This is a genomic window from Williamsia sp. MIQD14, from assembly GCF_051025635.1.
Taxonomy (GTDB): Bacteria; Actinomycetota; Actinomycetes; order Mycobacteriales; family Mycobacteriaceae; genus Williamsia_A.
On sequence record NZ_JBPFDG010000001.1, the window covers coordinates 650623 to 665265 of the forward strand.

A 14643-nucleotide genomic window follows, 5' to 3' on the forward strand; every position below is an offset into this window, starting at 1 on the left:
CGACGTTTGCAGACGCCGGTCCACAGTGGGCCGGGGTCCGCGCGCAGCGCAATCCGCCGGAACCGACCGGCGATCCCCACCGGAGAGGACACCAGTCGTGGAGTTCGACGTCACCATCGAGATCCCCAAGGGCGCACGCAACAAGTACGAGGTCGATCACGAGACCGGCAAGGTCTACCTCGATCGCTACCTCTACACCGCGTTCGGCTACCCCGCGGACTACGGCTACATCGACAACACCCTGGGTGAGGACGGCGACCCGCTCGACGCGCTCGTGCTGCTGCCCGAATCGGTCTACCCCGGTGTGATCGTGCGTTCACGCATCGTCGGCATGTACCGGATGTCGGATGAGGCCGGCGGCGACGACAAGCTGCTCGCCGTGCCCGCCAAGGACGTCCGCTGGGATCACATCCAGGACATCGGCGACGTCTCGAAGTACGAGCTCGACGCCATCTCCCACTTCTTCGAGCACTACAAGGACCTCGAGCCGGGCAAGGAGGTCACCCCCGGTGGCTGGACCGGTCGGGCCGACGCCGAGAAGATCGCCGAGGAGGCGATCGCGCGTCTCGCCGACGCACCCGACCACGCGAACGATCCCTCGCGCGGCTGACGGCGTTCGGCACATACGACACGACCCCGGCGGTGACGCACCGCCGGGGTCGTGTCGTGTGAGGGTGTGGTCGCTCAGGCCTCGTGTCGACCGGAGTGATCGGTCCCGCCCAGGGGCGGCACGTTGTCCGCACCCGGCGCACGGCCCACCTCGTGACGGCCCGGGCCACCGGTGTTCGCCTCGTGGCGACCGTGGTCGACGGCCGGTGTCGCGGCGGCCACCGACGCGGCCGGTGATACCTCGACCGGCCCGGAATCGTCGTCGACCGCCTTGGCGTCGGCGAGATCCTGTGCGGCGGCCTGCGATCCGGAACCCGAGCGCAGTGGCACCTCTTTCCAGGTGAACACCGCGATCAGCGCGATGATCGACATCAGCGACACCGACAGGAACACCAGGTCCATCGAATCGGCGAAGCCGTCCTTGATGGGCGCGGCGATCGCACCCGGCAGCTTGGCGATGATCGAGGTGTCGTTGAGGACACCACCCGAGGCGCCTGCGTTGCCCGACGCGAGGCCCTGACCGAACTGCGCGACCGACGGGTCGGAACTGGCGGCGGCCTGCGTGATGCCCTGACGGAACTCCGCCGACGGCGCCGCCTTCTCGATCTGGTCGGAGATGTTCGGCCCCATGGCCGAGAACAGCACCGAGAAGAACACGGCCACACCGAGCGTGCCGCCGATCTGACGGAAGAACGTCGCCGACGACGTCGAGATGCCCATGTCCTTGGCGGGCAACACGTTCTGCATCGCCAGGGTCAGCGGCTGCATCAGGTTGCCGAGACCGAAGCCGAGGAAGAACGCCATCACCATGACCAGCCACAGCGGTGTCTCGACGCTGACGTAGTGCATCAGGAAGGTGACCACCGTGATCAGCACGACGCCGATCATCGGGAAGATCTTGTAGCGACCGGTCCGCGAGATCGTCTGACCGGAGATGATGGACGCGCTCATGAGGCCGACCACCATCGGCAGCAGCTGCAGGCCGGCGACGGTCGGGCTCGACCCGCGGATCACCTGGAAGTACTGCGGGAGAATCGAGATCGCGCCGAACATGACGGCACCGATGACCACCGAGATGACGATGCCCTGGCTGAAGATGCGGTTCTTGAAGACCCGCAACGGGATGATGGCGGCCTCGCCCATGGCCTTCTCGACCGAGATGAACGCGGCGATGCCGACGACACCGATGATGTAGCAGACGACGGTCTTGTAGTCGCCCCAACCCCATTCGCGACCCTGCTCGGCGGCGATCAGCAGCGGCACCACGCCGATGGCGAGAGCCAGTGCGCCCCACCAGTCCAGCCGGCGACGCTCACCCTTGATCTGGTTGTAGTCGAGGACCTTGAACACCACGACGAGCGCGATGAGACCGATCGGCACGTTGACGAGGAACACCCAACGCCAGCCGGTGATGAACAGGATGCTGTCCTGGCCGGCGAACAGGCCACCGAGCACCGGGCCGAGCACGCTGGAGGTACCGAAGACGGCGAGGAAGTAGCCCTGGTACTTGGCACGTTCCCGCGGCGGCACGATGTCGCCGATGATGGTCAGCGCCAACGAGAACAGACCACCGGCGCCGAGTCCCTGCAGGGCGCGGTATCCCGCGAGTTCGTACATCGAGGTGGCCGTGGAACACAGCAGCGAACCGATGATGAACAGCGTGATCGCGGTCATGAAGAACGGCTTGCGGCCGTACATGTCGGAGAGCTTGCCGTAGAGCGGGGTGACGATCGTGGAGGTGATCAGGTAGGCGGTGGTGACCCACGCCTGCAGTGAATACCCCTGGAGGTCGTCGGCGATCGTGCGGATCGCGGTGGAGACGATCGTCTGGTCGAGCGCGGCGAGGAACATGCCGATCATCAGTCCACCCATGATGGTGAGGATCTGACGATGGCTCAGGCCACCGGGATCGGTGGCGTCGGCTGCGCCCGCCTTCGGCGTGGCGCCGGAGATGGCTGCGTCGTGACTCATCGTGATGCCTTTTCGTGTCGTGACCGTGCAGCGAGATCGTCTGTCGTGTCGTGAATGTCGGAATCGGTGGTGCTGTGCGTCGGGGCGTCGGCGTGTGAACCCACGGTGATGATGTGATCATCATCGACCCGACCTGCGAAGTGTTCTGCCGCATCGACGAAACGCGTCATGAGGGTCGCGAGATTCCCGATGTCGGAGTCGGAGAAGTCGCCGAGCATCGAATCCATCCCGTGCATCCGGTGCGTTCGGACCGCCTCGACCTGGCGACGCCCGGAGTCGGTGAGGACCAGGATCGTGGCGCGGCCGTCGCGGGAGTCCGCCTCCCGCCGCACGTACCCCAGACCGACGAGCGACGCGATGTGCCTGCTGACCGTGGAGGGGTCGGCGAACAACCGCTCGGCGAGTTCACCGGAGCGCAGTGGACCGACGGCGAGCTCGAACAGGCACTGGAACGCCGCGGTCTCCACCGTGCCGTCGGGTGTCCTGAGCTTGGTGACGACGAGTCGCTCGCGGATACGGGCCCACCGGCCGAGCACCGCGATGAGCTCGTCCACGTTCTCCGGACGGGACATACTTCTCACCTCGAAAGAGTTTCATGCCGCAACTACTTGAACGATGCAAGTATGCCCACGGCCGGCCGAGCGCGCAAACTCCCCGACCGGCGCCTGGTGGTCGAGAAGTAATCTGGTCCCTCGTGACCGACTCCCCCGCCCCCGATTCCCGTGCCGCGTTCACCGCGATGCCCGATCTCGCCCTGCGCAGCCTCGGCGGCGCCGTCGTCGCCAGCACCGACGCCCTGTTCGCCGAGGCGGAGAACCTGATCGTCCCGGCGGCGTCGGAGTACCGGCCTGCGACCTTCGGGCACGTGGGTCAGATCTACGACGGGTGGGAGACACGACGACGCCGCCCCGGCGGGTTCGCGCCGGACGACGCCTCCGCGGTCGATCGGGCCGTCGTGCGGCTCGGCGTACCCGGCGTCATCCACGGCGTCGTCGTGGACACCTCCTGGTTCGTGGGCAACTACCCGCCGACCGTGTCGGTGGAGGCCGCCGTCGTCACCGGCTTCCCGCCGGCCCACGAGGTCGTCGATGCGGAGTGGCAGACCATCGTCGAGCGCCAACCGGTCGCCGGGGACTCGGCCAACCCGTTCGAGGTCACCTCCCGCGACCGGTTCACCCACGTGCGGCTGTCGATCTATCCCGACGGCGGTGTCGCCCGCCTGCGTGTCCACGGACGCGGCGTCCCCGATCCGCAGTTCCTCGACCACGGGCCCTTCGATCTCGCCGCACTCGAGAACGGCGCGCGGATCAGCGCCTGCTCGAACATGTTCTACGGCTCGCCGAACAACCTGCTCATGCCCGGCCGCGCGCGGTCGATGGGCGAGGGCTGGGAGACCTCGCGACGTCGCGACGACGGCAACGACTGGGTCGAGATCGACCTCGCCGCACAGGGTGTCGTCTCGCTCGTCGAACTCGACACCAGCTGGTTCCTGGGCAACGCGCCCGGGGAGGCGAGTGTGCACGGACGTGACGGCGTCGACGGCGAGTGGTTCGAGATCCTCCCCCGCACGCCGCTGCAGCCCGACACCCGACACCGCTTCACCGTCGACGTCGATCGACCGATGACGCAGGCGCGCATGGACATCCACCCCGACGGCGGCATGGCGCGGTTGCGACTGTCGGGCACCGTCACCGACACCGGACGCGCCGACCTGCACCGCCGCTGGGAGCGCGGCGAGAACTGACCGGCTGGTTTCGCACGGATCGGCGTCGTTCGCATGGATGCTGACCCGTCGCACGTCCGATGACTGTTCGCATGCTGTCGGCAGCATGCGAACGGTGCGCGGGCGTGCGAACGGTCAGGTCAGGCGCGGGTGGTGAGTTCGCGCAGGGCCGCCGCGAGACGATCGACGTCGTCGGACCCGGTGCCGACGCCGATGCTGACCCGCACCGCGCCCTCGGGGTGGCCGAGATGGCGCAGCAACGGGTGGGCGCAGAAGCGACCGTCGCGTACCCCGATGCCGTGGGCGTCGTTGAGGTATTCGGCCACCGCGCGCGGTGAGTGACCGGCGACGGTGAAGGCGGCGATGCCGACGCGGTCGCGGCGCTCGGACCAGATCGACAGACGCTCCACACCGTCGATCGCGTCGAGTGCCTCCTCGAGCCGCGTGCGCAGCGCATGCTCGTGCAGTCCGATCCGCTCGAACCCGAGGTCGGTGATCGCGGTGCACGCCGCGGCGATCGCGATGGCGCCCAGCACGTTCGGGGTACCTGCCTCGTGCCGCGCGGGTCCGCTACGCCACGCCACCTCGTTCTCGCCCTCCGACTCATCGGTCGAGGGGACGTCGGCGGTCGCTCCACCGCCGGCGAGGTAGGGCTCCGCGGCGTCGAGCCAGTCGCCACGACCGACGAGCACGCCGCATCCGAACGGCGCGTACAGCTTGTGCCCGGAGAACACGAGGTAGTCGATGCCGTGGCCCGCGACGGTGATCGCGCGATGCGGGGCGAGTTGGGCGGCGTCGACGAGGATCCGGGCGCCGGCGTCGTGGGCGATGTCGGCCAACCGGGACAGCGGCAGCACCTCGCCGGTCACGTTCGACGCCCCCGTGATCGCCAGCAGCGCGGCCGGTGCGCGGTGCAGTTCGTCGGTCAGGGCCGCGAGCGTCTCGGCGAGAGTGGGCCGACACGTGACGACGCGGCACCTTCGGTCCAGCTCCGGCTTCGCCGTCGTGTCCGCCCCGGAACGCCGCCACGGCAACAGGTTCGCGTGGTGCTCGATGTCGAGGACGACCGTGTCGCCCGGCACGGCGCGCGACAGAAGGTTGATCGCATCGGTGGTGTTGCGGGTGAACACGACGTGGTCGTCGGTGCGCGCCCGCACGAAATCGCCGACGACGGTTCGGGCGTTCTCGTAGCGGGCGGTGGTGAGTTGCGACAGATGGCCCGCGCCGCGGTGGACGCTGGCGTACTGCGGCAGTGCGGCCGCGATCTCGGTGGCGACAGCGGCCAACGCGGGCGCACTGGCCGCGTAGTCGCCGTTGACGTAGCGCACACGCCCCGCCGCGCACTCGACGGTCTCGTCGGCCCCGACGACGTCGGCGATGGGGAAGACCGTCGCGAGTGCGGCGGCGGGGGTGATGTCGATGACAGACATGGTGGTCCTCGTTCTCGTCAGAGGACTCCGTCTCGCCGGAGTCCGCGCTTGCACACGTCCACCTCGGACGCGCACCTGGTCGTCACCCGGAGCACCCCACCGCGGTTGGAGGGTTGCCGGTCAGCAAGCCGGGGCTGTGCGCTGACACTCATGACCTGGCGAGAAGGGTGACCGTTCCGGCCACGCGGTGTCAATCCGACTGTGGCGCGCGACACATCGCGCCGACCCACCGACACCGGCGTCGTGGGCGGAATTGCGGTCACGGTGATCGCAACGCCCGCGGGTAGCGTTGAGGTCGTGTCCTTCCACCTGTCCCGCCCGCACGGTTCGGTGCACGCGGGCACCCCGGTGGCGCGGTTCGCCGACGCCGCCGATGCCGTGGCCGCGATCACCCGGGGCCGTCGCGACGGTGCCCCGATCGCCGTGGTCGGGGCCCTCGCCTTCGACGAGGCGGCTCCCGACGCGTTGACGGCCGTCGACACCCTCACCCACCGCGCCCCCGATTCCGGGGCCGCCCTGACGCACGCCGTCGAGATCTCCCTCACCGCGACGGTTCCGACTCCCGATGTCCACGTCGCGCGCGTGGCCGCCGTCATCGACGCGATCGTCTCGGGCGCCGCGGACAAGGTCGTGCTCGCCCGCTGCGTCGAGATGCTCGCCGCCGAGCCCGTCGACATCGACGCGGTCGTGGCGGCATTGGCCGCGGGCAACCACGAACACAACGCCTTCCGGGTCGATCTCTCGGCCGCGGGCGGCGATTTCGAGGGGCGCACGCTGGTGGGGGCGAGCCCGGAGTCATTGGTGCACAAGACCGGTGACCGTGTCACGTGCCGTCCGTATGCGGGGTCGGCGCCGCGGTCGAGTGATCCGGAGATCGACGCCGCCCGCGCGGCCGCACTGCTCGACTCGGCGAAGGACCGCCACGAACACCGGATCGTCGTCGACTACCTGACGTCGGTGCTGCGACCGCTGTGCACGACGCTGTCGGTGCCCGACGAACCGATCCTGTTGAGCACGGGCGAGATGTGGCATCTCGCGACGCCCATCTCCGGTGTGCTGCGCGAGCCGGAGATGACGTCGTTGGATCTCGCGCTCCGGCTGCACCCGACCCCGGCCATCTGCGGGACCCCGACTGCCGCGGCACGCGATCTCATCACCGCCACCGAGGAGCCCCGCGACTTCTACGCCGGCGCCGTCGGCTGGTGCGACACCGCCGGCGACGGCGAGTGGATGGTCAGCATCCGCTGCGCCGAGATCGCCGCCGACCGACGGACCATCCGCGCGTGGTCGGGGGGAGGCGTTGTCGCGCAATCCGATCCCGACGCCGAACTCGCCGAGACCACCGCCAAGTTCGCCACCGTCCTGCGGGCCCTGCGCTGTCCCGACCTTCTGGCCTGAACGGACGGCGCGCGCGACGTCGATGTCAGAGCAGACGCGTGAGCATCGCGTCACGAATCGCCGGCCGTCCGGCGCACACCGCACAGAACAGTGCCTCCCGAACGAGACGCGACGCCGTCGACCGAGCCAGGGCCGAACGACTGCCCGTTGCTGCCGCGACCGCCGTGGCCAGGCGCATCGCGAGTTCGTTCGCCTCCGCGCGATGTCGATACAGCGCTTCCGCGTCATTCAGTGAGGTGTCGAGACGATCGCGCACACCGATGAGCGCACGGTGGCCCGCCGTAGCCCGCTCGGCGAACTCCGGATTCGTCGCGGCCAACGCATCGAACTCTCGTAGTGCAGACGCACAGATCCCCAGGGCCAGAGACGCATTCATCCGGATCCTGAGATTGGCGCTGCGCGGTCGCTCGCCCGCGGGAACGCTGGTGACCTCCGCAGCATCGTCGACGTGCACGTCGTCCCAAGCGAGTGTCACGGTGTTGCTCGCCTGCGCAGCAACGAGATCGAGATCGGTGGCGACGATCCCGTCGACCTCGTCGGGACGCTCGATCAGGAACATGCGAGCCTCGTCGGCCTGCTCATCATGAGCCCAGACGCCGATCAGGCCCATGATCGTCCATCCGGTCACGAACGCCGACGACCCGGACAGGACCCATCCGGCCTCGCTGCGACGCGCAGCGAGGGTCGCGCCATGTGATCCCAGACCGGCATAGCTGACACCGGCGATCACCTCACCCGACGCGAGCGCGGAGGCCAGGTCATCACGCCCGGCCCGTCGCACCGCGACCGCGACGCCGTGGTGCTGCGCCCACACGAAACCCGTGGCGAGACAACCGGAGATGATGGTCTCCGCCACCTCGGCCAGGTGCCACCACTCGTCCCCGAGTGCCGCACCGAACAGGCCCGAGGAGGCCAGCGCCGCCAGGTGCGAGGACGGGATCGAGCCCGAGGCATCGACCTCGTCCGCCATCGGGGCGAGTCGCGCCTCCGTGACGGCTCGCGCAGCGCTCACGATGCTCGACATGCCCGCGATGATAGCCAGGTCAGCCGGGTTTGGCCTCGGCGAGGCGGCGGGCGTGGCGGCGGTTGCGCAGCCAGCCGATCCCGACGAACAGCAGGGCGGCGACACCCACGACGAGCGCGCCGTAGAGCAGCAGACGGGCGCCCACGGTCGCACCGACGAAGTACCCGATCACCCCGACGGAGATGACCCAGATCAGTCCGCCGATGATGTTGGCCACGAGGTAGATCTTGACCGGCATGCGGGACATGCCCGCGACGAACGGGGTCAGCGTGCGGACGTACCCGATCCAGCGGGCGCCGATCACCGTCGGGATGCCGCGACGTTGCACGGCCTGCGCGACCCGGTCCCAGCGTCCCGGACCGATCTGCCGACCCAGCCGCGACACCCTAATCCGCGGACCGAAGTGGCGCCCGAGCGTGAAACCCGTTGCGTCACCGCAGATCGCCGCGACACACGCCCCGGCGATGAGCCAGGCGATGTTGGTCTCTCCCACCGCGGCCGCGACACCCCCGGCGAGCAACGCGGTCTCGCCGGGCAGGATGAGGCCGAGCAGTGCCGCGGTCTCGGTGTAGACCAGCGACCACACCAGGAGGTACACCACCCACGGCGGAGTGGTCTCGATGACGCCGATGACCCAGTCGACAACCGATTGCATCGCCGGGTCCCGATTCCTTCTACAGAGCCCGGTCGAGGTCGGCGAGCAGGTCCTCGACACCCTCGAGGCCCACCGACAGGCGAACGACGCCGTCGGACAGCCCGATCGCGGCCCTGCCCTCGGGTCCCATCGCGCGGTGGGTGGTGGTGGCCGGGTGGGTGATGAGCGACTTGGAGTCGCCCAGATTGTTCGAGATGTCGATGATCTGCAACCCGTCGAGCACCTCGAAGGCCCGCGCCTTGCCGCCGATCCCGGACGGGTCGCTGAGCTCGAAGGTGACGACGGTGCCACCTCCGGTCATCTGCTCTCGAGCGAGCTCGTACTGCGGATGTGATGGCAGGAACGGGTATTTGACCCACTTGACGCGCGGATCGTCCTCAAGGAACTGTGCGATCCGCAACGCGGAGGCCACTGATGCGTCGACACGCAGCCGCAGCGTCTCCATGCCCTTGAGCAACGTCCAGGCGTTGAACGGGCTCATCGCCGGTCCGGTGTGTCGCATCAGCGTCTGCACGGGCCCGTCGATGTACTCCTTGGTGCCCAGCACCGCACCGCCCATCACCCGGCCCTGGCCGTCGATGTGTTTGGTGCCCGAGTACACGATGACGTCGGCGCCGAGATCGTGACCGCGCTGCAGCAGCGGCGTGGCGAAGACGTTGTCCAACACCACCTGTGCGCCCGCGGCGTGCGCCATCTGCGACACCCGCGCGACGTCGACGAGCGACTGCATCGGGTTCGACGGTGTCTCGAAGAACACCGCCGTCGTCGGCACCGACAGCGCCTGTTCCCACTGGTCGAGGTCCTCACCGTCGACGAAGACGGTCTCGACACCCCAGCGGGGCAGGATCTCGTTGCACACCACGAAGCACGAGCCGAACAGGCTGCGTCCGGCCACGAGTCGGTCGCCCGCCTTGAGCAGCGCGCCGAGGGAGACGAACACCGCCGCCATGCCGCTGGCGGTCGCGAAGCACGCCTCCGACCCCTCGAGCAGGCGCAGTCGTTCCTGGAACATGGCGACCGTCGGGTTGCCGTAGCGGGAGTAGACGAACCGCTCGTCCTCACCGGTGAAGGCACGTTCGGCGGCGGCCGCCGAGGAGTAGACGTAGCCGGAGTTGAGGAACATCGCCTCCGAGGTCTCGGAGAACTGCGACCGCATCAACCCACCGCGCACACCGATGGTCTCCGGCGAGACACCCTCGGGGAGAGGTGAACCCCCGCCGATCACCGTCGAGCGCCTGTCACGACCGACGACCCGTCACGACTGGCGCCACGGCAGGCCCTGGGCCTTCCAGCCCACGACGCCGCGTTGGCCGTCGGGGCCCAGACCGCCCTCGAAGCCCTCGGAGATGTTGTACGCCTGCGCGATCCCGTCGGCGGTCGCGGCCTCGGCGGCACCCACCGAGCGCTGGCCCGACCGGCACAGGAACAGGACCTGCTGATCGTCGGAGACGCCGGCATCACGCAACTGCTCGACGAAGTGCGGGTTGCGCTGCCCGTCGGGGAAACCGACCCACTCGATCAGCACGACCTGCTTGCCGATCTCGGACAGCTCGGGGATGCCCACGTAGGACCACTCGGCACGGGTCCGGACGTCGACGAGCACCGCGTCGGCATCGGAACGGAGGATGTCCCAGGCCTGCTGGGGGGTCACGTCACCTGCATAGCTCACCGGAGAAGCGTTGCACACCTCGCACCCGCTGCGCATCCGGGCATCGACCCCGGTTCGGCGCCGGTCGGGTCACGGACCCTTCGCGCCGCAGACCTTCCAGTCCTCGCTCGCCTTCACCAGGGTGATCGGCAGCACCGCGTCCTTCGGGTTCTTGGTGTAGCGCCAGTGCATGTTGGCCGTCGCCGAGGAACCGGTGACCGCGGTCTCGGTGATGTCGGTGATGGTGATGTTGCCGTGTTCGGTACGCGATGCCTGGCCGGCCTGCTCGAACGCCGCGTCCGTGGGGAACGACGGTTGCAGCAGGTCGGCGGGGCAGCTCAGCGAGCGGAACTGCTCGTAGTTCACCGCGTTCTTGGCCGTGTAGTAGTCGTTGATCGCGCGCGTGACCTTGGCGCTCTCGGTGAGGCGCTCCGAACCCGGCTTGATCACGTGGAACAGCGCGATGGTGCCCACCGCGAGGAGCACGATCACGACCGCCACCAGGAACGGCCACGCCGCCTTCCACCCGGGGTCGTCGGACGCGCCGGGGTCGAGGGACGGCGAGGGGGTGTCGGTCGAGGCCATGGCAGCGATCCTATCGACGCCGCGAGATGGGCGGATTTGCCCGGATCGGACGCACCTGCCACTGTGGAGGTGAGGCTATCCTTAGGAGATCAAATGTCCCACCGCCGCGTGCTCGTCCCGTTCGTCGCCATGGTCACCGCCGTCGGCCTGGCCGTCGGGCTCGGCGCCTGCTCGGCACCCGACGACTCCGCCGCCTCGAGCAGCTCGGTCGCCGCCGAGCCGAACGCGCTGCCGGTCACCATCGACCACCGCTACGGCGACACCACCATCGACGCCACCGCCGCCCGCATCGCGACACTGGGCCCCGGCGACGGCGACACCCTCCTCGCCCTGGGGATCACGCCGACCACGATGGTGCCGTTCTCCGACCCCACCGAGAAGACCGTGATCGCCCCCTGGAACGAGAAGATGCTCGAGGGCAAGGAGCCGGTCGTCCTCGGGCAGGGCTCCCAGGACCTCTCCTCGGCCATCCCGAAGGCGCTGGCCACCGATCCCGACCTGATCCTCGCGGTCAACAACGCGGTGACCCGCTCCCAGTACGACAACCTCGCGAAGGTCGCCCCGACCGTGGTGCGGCCCGGGCAGTACGAGGACTGGACGGTGCCGTGGACGGCGTCGACCACCGAGATCGGTCGCGCGGTGGGCAAGCCGGCGGAGACCGCGAAGCTCATCGGCGACACCCAGAAGGGGTTCGCCGACGCCAAGGCCGCGAACCCCCAGCTCGCCGGCCGCACCGGCGCCGTGGTGATCGGCTCGGCCGGCGGGGGCGTGAGCATCTACAGCCCCGGCGACGGTCGCGGCCAGATGCTCACGAACCTGGGCCTCGAGTTCCCGGCGTCGCTGCAGCCGAGCATCACCAACGGATTCTACGGCTCGATCTCGGATGAGAACCTCGGCCTCCTCGGCGGTCTCGACAAGCTGGTCGTCGTCGACTGGCAGGGGTCCACCGACGCGTTGCGCGCGAACCCGGCGTTCATGAACCTCGACGTCGTCAAGCGCGGTGACGTGGTGTTCCTCGACCAGGTGACCGGGAGCGCGATGTCGGTGCCGACCGTGCTCACCATCCCGTGGGTGCTGCAGAAGCTGGTGCCGCAGCTCGCGAGCTGAGCCGCAGAACACCCCAGGTGATGGGCACCGCGGGCGATTAGCGCCGGATGCGGGCCGACGCCTACCGTGGTGGGAGATTTTCGCGCCGCAGCACGGCCCCGGCAGAATGCGGCCCCCGAGGAACGAACAGAAGGTAAGCCCGAATCATGAGCGCAGACACACGTCCGTTGCGAGTCGCCATCGTCGGCGCCGGACCCGCCGGCATCTATGCGGCCGACGCGCTGATGAAATCCGACACCGCCGGTGAGCGCGGCGTGAGCATCGATCTGTTCGAGCGCATGCCGGCACCGTTCGGGCTCATCCGGTACGGCGTCGCCCCCGACCACCCGCGCATCAAGGGCATCATCACCGCCCTGCACAAGGTGCTCGACAAGCCGCAGGTGCGCCTGCTCGGCAACGTCGACTACGGCACCGACATCACTCTCGAGGACCTGCGGACGTTCTACGACGCCGTCATCTTCTCCACCGGCGCCACCGACGACCGCGGCATGCAGATTCCCGGCATCGACCTCGACGGCAGCTACGGTGCCGCCCAGTTCGTCGCCTGGTACGACGGTCATCCCGACTTCTCGCGCACCTGGCCGCTGGAGGCCGAGAAGGTCGCCGTCATCGGGGTCGGCAACGTCGCCCTCGACGTCGCGCGGGTGCTGGCGAAGACCGGCGACGAGCTGCTGCCGACGGAGATCCCGCCGAACGTCTACGAGGGACTGAAGGCCAACAAGGCGATCGAGGTCCACGTCTTCGGCCGCCGCGGTCCCGCGCAGGCGAAGTTCACGCCCCTGGAGCTCAAAGAGCTCGACCACTCGCCGAACATCGAGGTCATCGTCGACCCCGAGGACATCGACTACGACGAGGGCTCCGCCGTCGCGCGTCGCGGGTCGAAGATCACCGACCAGGTCGCCACCATCATCGAGAACTACGCGATCCGCGAGCCCGGCGACCGGCCGCACAAGCTGTTCCTGCACTTCTTCGAGTCGCCGCTCGAGATCCTCGGCTCCGACGGCAAAGTCGTCGGTCTGCGCACCGAGCGCACCCAGCTCGACGGGACCGGCAACGTCAAGCCGACCGGCAAGACGACCGACTGGGAGATCGGGGCGGTCTACCGCGCCGTCGGGTACCTCTCGGACAACCTGCCGCAGATCCCGTTCGACGATCAGGCCGGCGTCATCCCCAACGAGTCGGGCCGCATCTTCGACGAGGGCGAGCACCTCACCGGGCTCTACACCACCGGCTGGGTCAAGCGCGGTCCGATCGGTCTCATCGGCCACACCAAGGGCGACGCCAACGAGACCGTCGAATGCATCCTCGACGACATGAAGGCCGGGTCGCTCAACGACCCGTCGAGCCCCGCCGAGGCGTCGGTGGTGGAGCTGTTGGAGAGCCGCTCGGTGCCGTTCACCACGTGGGACGGCTGGTACCGACTCGACGAGCACGAGCGCAAGCTCGGTGAGGCCGAGGGGCGCGAGCGGATCAAGGTCGTCGAGCGCGAGGACATGCTCGCCGCCGCCGAACCCGACAAGGTCTGACCGCCACCCCGACCCCGCCAGTTGGGCCGTCGTTCCCGTCAGTTGGGCCGTCGTTTCCGCCAGTTGGGCCGTCGTCGGCGTCAGTTGGGCTTTTATTCGCTGTCGCTCGTCACGCGGCCTCGCTAGCGTGACCGCCCATGCGTTCCACACTCCGCCAGGGTCTGCGCGCCGCGATGGCGGCCGGTGATCGACCAGCCGTCGCCGCACTGCGTTCGGCGATCGCCGCCATCGACAACGCACAGGCTCCACCTGTCGACGACGCCGACGCGTCGGGACCTGCGCGACCGGGCGGTGTCGGTGTGGGCTCCACCGAGATCGATCGTCTCGAGCTCGACGAGAACGCCATCCGCTCGGTGCTCCGGGCAGAACGGGACGAGAGTCTCAGCGCCGCAGCCCAGTTCGACGCCCTGGGCCGATCCGAGGACGCCGCCTCGATGCGGGCCCGCGCCGACGTCGTCGCGCGCTACCTCGACTGAGAACGGCGGCGACCCCCGAGGGGATCACCGCCGTCATGCCTGTCGCGGTCGAGACCGCGCAGCGACTCGGGAGGGACTCAGTTCGTCCAGTAACCGAAGTTGTCGAACACGTTCTCGCGGATGTCGGAGATCGTGTAGCCGGCGATCGACGACGGGAAGCACCCGCGCTGCTTGGTGGTGATGTTCAGGGTCTCACCGGGCTTGAGGGCCGGGGAGAAGCGACGCTGGCCGTTGATCTCCTGCAGCGTGGTGTTGCGCATGGTCACGCCACCGACGTTGCGGGCGGTCATGGTGCGGATCAGGGTCGGGACGAACTCGGTGCGGTCGCAGTACACGGCCCCGGTGATGCGCAGCTCCGGCGGCGCGACGGCGTTCGCGGGTCCGGCCGCGATCATGCCCGCAGTACCGATGGCCGCAGCCGCCAGAACCGTGGCCGCTGCGCGTTGTGTCGTCTTCCGTGCGTTCTTCATCGAATCCCACTCTCTCGGCCT

The 14643-nt window shown here is 68.9% G+C and carries 15 protein-coding genes and 1 riboswitch; of the genes, 6 read left to right on the forward strand and 9 right to left on the reverse strand.

What is annotated here, in order from left to right:
- Positions 1-97 precede the first annotated feature (97 nt).
- Positions 98-610: an inorganic diphosphatase gene (locus ACQ7HM_RS02860; protein WP_434214720.1), complete on the forward strand. Its 513-nt coding sequence runs from the start codon at positions 98-100 to the stop codon at positions 608-610.
- Positions 611-684: 74 nt separating this feature from the next.
- On the opposite strand, the gene ACQ7HM_RS02865 is transcribed toward ACQ7HM_RS02860, so the two are convergent.
- Both ACQ7HM_RS02865 and ACQ7HM_RS02870 read right to left on the reverse strand, forming a co-directional pair.
- Positions 685-2580, reverse strand: a complete 1896-nt coding sequence (locus ACQ7HM_RS02865; RefSeq protein WP_434214721.1) for an MDR family MFS transporter — start codon at positions 2578-2580, stop codon at positions 685-687.
- Positions 2577-3152, reverse strand: coding sequence for a MarR family winged helix-turn-helix transcriptional regulator (locus ACQ7HM_RS02870; RefSeq protein ID WP_434214722.1), 576 nt, complete (start codon positions 3150-3152; stop codon positions 2577-2579). Before ACQ7HM_RS02870 ends, ACQ7HM_RS02865 begins: the two co-directional genes overlap by 4 nt.
- A gap of 167 nt (positions 3153-3319) precedes the next feature.
- Between ACQ7HM_RS02870 and alc the strand changes: the two genes are divergently transcribed.
- Positions 3320-4324, forward strand: coding sequence for an allantoicase (gene alc, locus ACQ7HM_RS02875; RefSeq protein WP_434215613.1), 1005 nt, complete (start codon positions 3320-3322; stop codon positions 4322-4324).
- A 119-nt stretch (positions 4325-4443) separates the two neighbouring features.
- Here alc and ACQ7HM_RS02880 read toward each other — a convergent pair whose 3' ends face one another.
- Positions 4444-5733 carry an aminotransferase class V-fold PLP-dependent enzyme gene (locus ACQ7HM_RS02880; protein ID WP_434214723.1) on the reverse strand — a complete coding sequence of 430 codons (1290 nt, stop codon included), beginning with the start codon at positions 5731-5733 and terminating at the stop codon, positions 4444-4446.
- A gap of 39 nt (positions 5734-5772) precedes the next feature.
- A riboswitch (SAM riboswitch) is annotated at positions 5773-5889 on the reverse strand.
- 141 nt (positions 5890-6030) lie between these two features.
- Between ACQ7HM_RS02880 and ACQ7HM_RS02885 the strand changes: the two genes are divergently transcribed.
- A complete protein-coding gene (locus ACQ7HM_RS02885) occupies positions 6031-7131 on the forward strand; it encodes an isochorismate synthase (RefSeq protein ID WP_434214724.1) in 1101 nt (366 codons plus the stop codon).
- Positions 7132-7156: 25 nt separating this feature from the next.
- On the opposite strand, the gene ACQ7HM_RS02890 is transcribed toward ACQ7HM_RS02885, so the two are convergent.
- From ACQ7HM_RS02890 to ACQ7HM_RS02910, 5 genes are all read right to left on the reverse strand, one after another.
- Complete coding sequence (locus ACQ7HM_RS02890; RefSeq protein ID WP_434214725.1) at positions 7157-8155, reverse strand: acyl-CoA dehydrogenase family protein; 999 nt, start codon at positions 8153-8155, stop codon at positions 7157-7159.
- Between the two features lie 19 nt (positions 8156-8174).
- Positions 8175-8810: a DedA family protein gene (locus ACQ7HM_RS02895; RefSeq protein ID WP_434214726.1), complete on the reverse strand. Its 636-nt coding sequence runs from the start codon at positions 8808-8810 to the stop codon at positions 8175-8177.
- Between the two features lie 19 nt (positions 8811-8829).
- A complete protein-coding gene (locus ACQ7HM_RS02900) occupies positions 8830-10035 on the reverse strand; it encodes an O-succinylhomoserine sulfhydrylase (RefSeq protein ID WP_434214727.1) in 1206 nt (401 codons plus the stop codon).
- A 30-nt stretch (positions 10036-10065) separates the two neighbouring features.
- On the reverse strand, positions 10066-10479 hold the full coding sequence (locus ACQ7HM_RS02905; RefSeq protein ID WP_434214728.1) for a rhodanese-like domain-containing protein: 414 nt from the start codon (positions 10477-10479) through the stop codon (positions 10066-10068).
- Positions 10480-10548: 69 nt separating this feature from the next.
- Complete coding sequence (locus ACQ7HM_RS02910) at positions 10549-11043, reverse strand: Rv0361 family membrane protein (RefSeq protein ID WP_434214729.1); 495 nt, start codon at positions 11041-11043, stop codon at positions 10549-10551.
- Positions 11044-11136: 93 nt separating this feature from the next.
- On the opposite strand from ACQ7HM_RS02910, the gene ACQ7HM_RS02915 reads away from it, so the two are divergent.
- The 3 genes from ACQ7HM_RS02915 (at position 11137) to ACQ7HM_RS02925 (ending at position 14152) form a co-directional block, all read left to right on the forward strand.
- Positions 11137-12150 carry an ABC transporter substrate-binding protein gene (locus ACQ7HM_RS02915; protein WP_434214730.1) on the forward strand — a complete coding sequence of 338 codons (1014 nt, stop codon included), beginning with the start codon at positions 11137-11139 and terminating at the stop codon, positions 12148-12150.
- Positions 12151-12296: 146 nt separating this feature from the next.
- Positions 12297-13676, forward strand: coding sequence for an FAD-dependent oxidoreductase (locus ACQ7HM_RS02920; RefSeq protein WP_434214731.1), 1380 nt, complete (start codon positions 12297-12299; stop codon positions 13674-13676).
- Positions 13677-13813: 137 nt separating this feature from the next.
- Positions 13814-14152 carry a hypothetical protein gene (locus ACQ7HM_RS02925; RefSeq protein ID WP_434214732.1) on the forward strand — a complete coding sequence of 113 codons (339 nt, stop codon included), beginning with the start codon at positions 13814-13816 and terminating at the stop codon, positions 14150-14152.
- A gap of 77 nt (positions 14153-14229) precedes the next feature.
- Here the strand turns inward: ACQ7HM_RS02925 and ACQ7HM_RS02930 are convergent, their stop codons facing one another.
- Positions 14230-14622 (reverse strand): hypothetical protein, encoded by a 393-nt coding sequence (locus tag ACQ7HM_RS02930; RefSeq protein WP_434214733.1) that lies wholly within the window; start codon positions 14620-14622, stop codon positions 14230-14232.
- Positions 14623-14643: the final 21 nt, after the last annotated feature.

What these genes read in the sequence shown, in the direction of transcription:
- ACQ7HM_RS02865 (WP_434214721.1), bottom strand. Translation starts at nt 2,580, where the DNA reads ATGAGTCACGACGCAGCCATCTCCGGCGCCACGCCGAAGGCGGGCGCA.
- ACQ7HM_RS02870 (WP_434214722.1), bottom strand. Translation starts at nt 3,152, where the DNA reads ATGTCCCGTCCGGAGAACGTGGACGAGCTCATCGCGGTGCTCGGCCGG.
- alc (WP_434215613.1), top strand. Translation starts at nt 3,320, where the DNA reads ATGCCCGATCTCGCCCTGCGCAGCCTCGGCGGCGCCGTCGTCGCCAGC.
- ACQ7HM_RS02880 (WP_434214723.1), bottom strand. Translation starts at nt 5,733, where the DNA reads ATGTCTGTCATCGACATCACCCCCGCCGCCGCACTCGCGACGGTCTTC.
- ACQ7HM_RS02890 (WP_434214725.1), bottom strand. Translation starts at nt 8,155, where the DNA reads ATGTCGAGCATCGTGAGCGCTGCGCGAGCCGTCACGGAGGCGCGACTC.
- ACQ7HM_RS02895 (WP_434214726.1), bottom strand. Translation starts at nt 8,810, where the DNA reads ATGCAATCGGTTGTCGACTGGGTCATCGGCGTCATCGAGACCACTCCG.
- ACQ7HM_RS02910 (WP_434214729.1), bottom strand. Translation starts at nt 11,043, where the DNA reads ATGGCCTCGACCGACACCCCCTCGCCGTCCCTCGACCCCGGCGCGTCC.
- ACQ7HM_RS02915 (WP_434214730.1), top strand. Translation starts at nt 11,137, where the DNA reads ATGTCCCACCGCCGCGTGCTCGTCCCGTTCGTCGCCATGGTCACCGCC.
- ACQ7HM_RS02920 (WP_434214731.1), top strand. Translation starts at nt 12,297, where the DNA reads ATGAGCGCAGACACACGTCCGTTGCGAGTCGCCATCGTCGGCGCCGGA.
- ACQ7HM_RS02925 (WP_434214732.1), top strand. Translation starts at nt 13,814, where the DNA reads ATGCGTTCCACACTCCGCCAGGGTCTGCGCGCCGCGATGGCGGCCGGT.
- ACQ7HM_RS02930 (WP_434214733.1), bottom strand. Translation starts at nt 14,622, where the DNA reads ATGAAGAACGCACGGAAGACGACACAACGCGCAGCGGCCACGGTTCTG.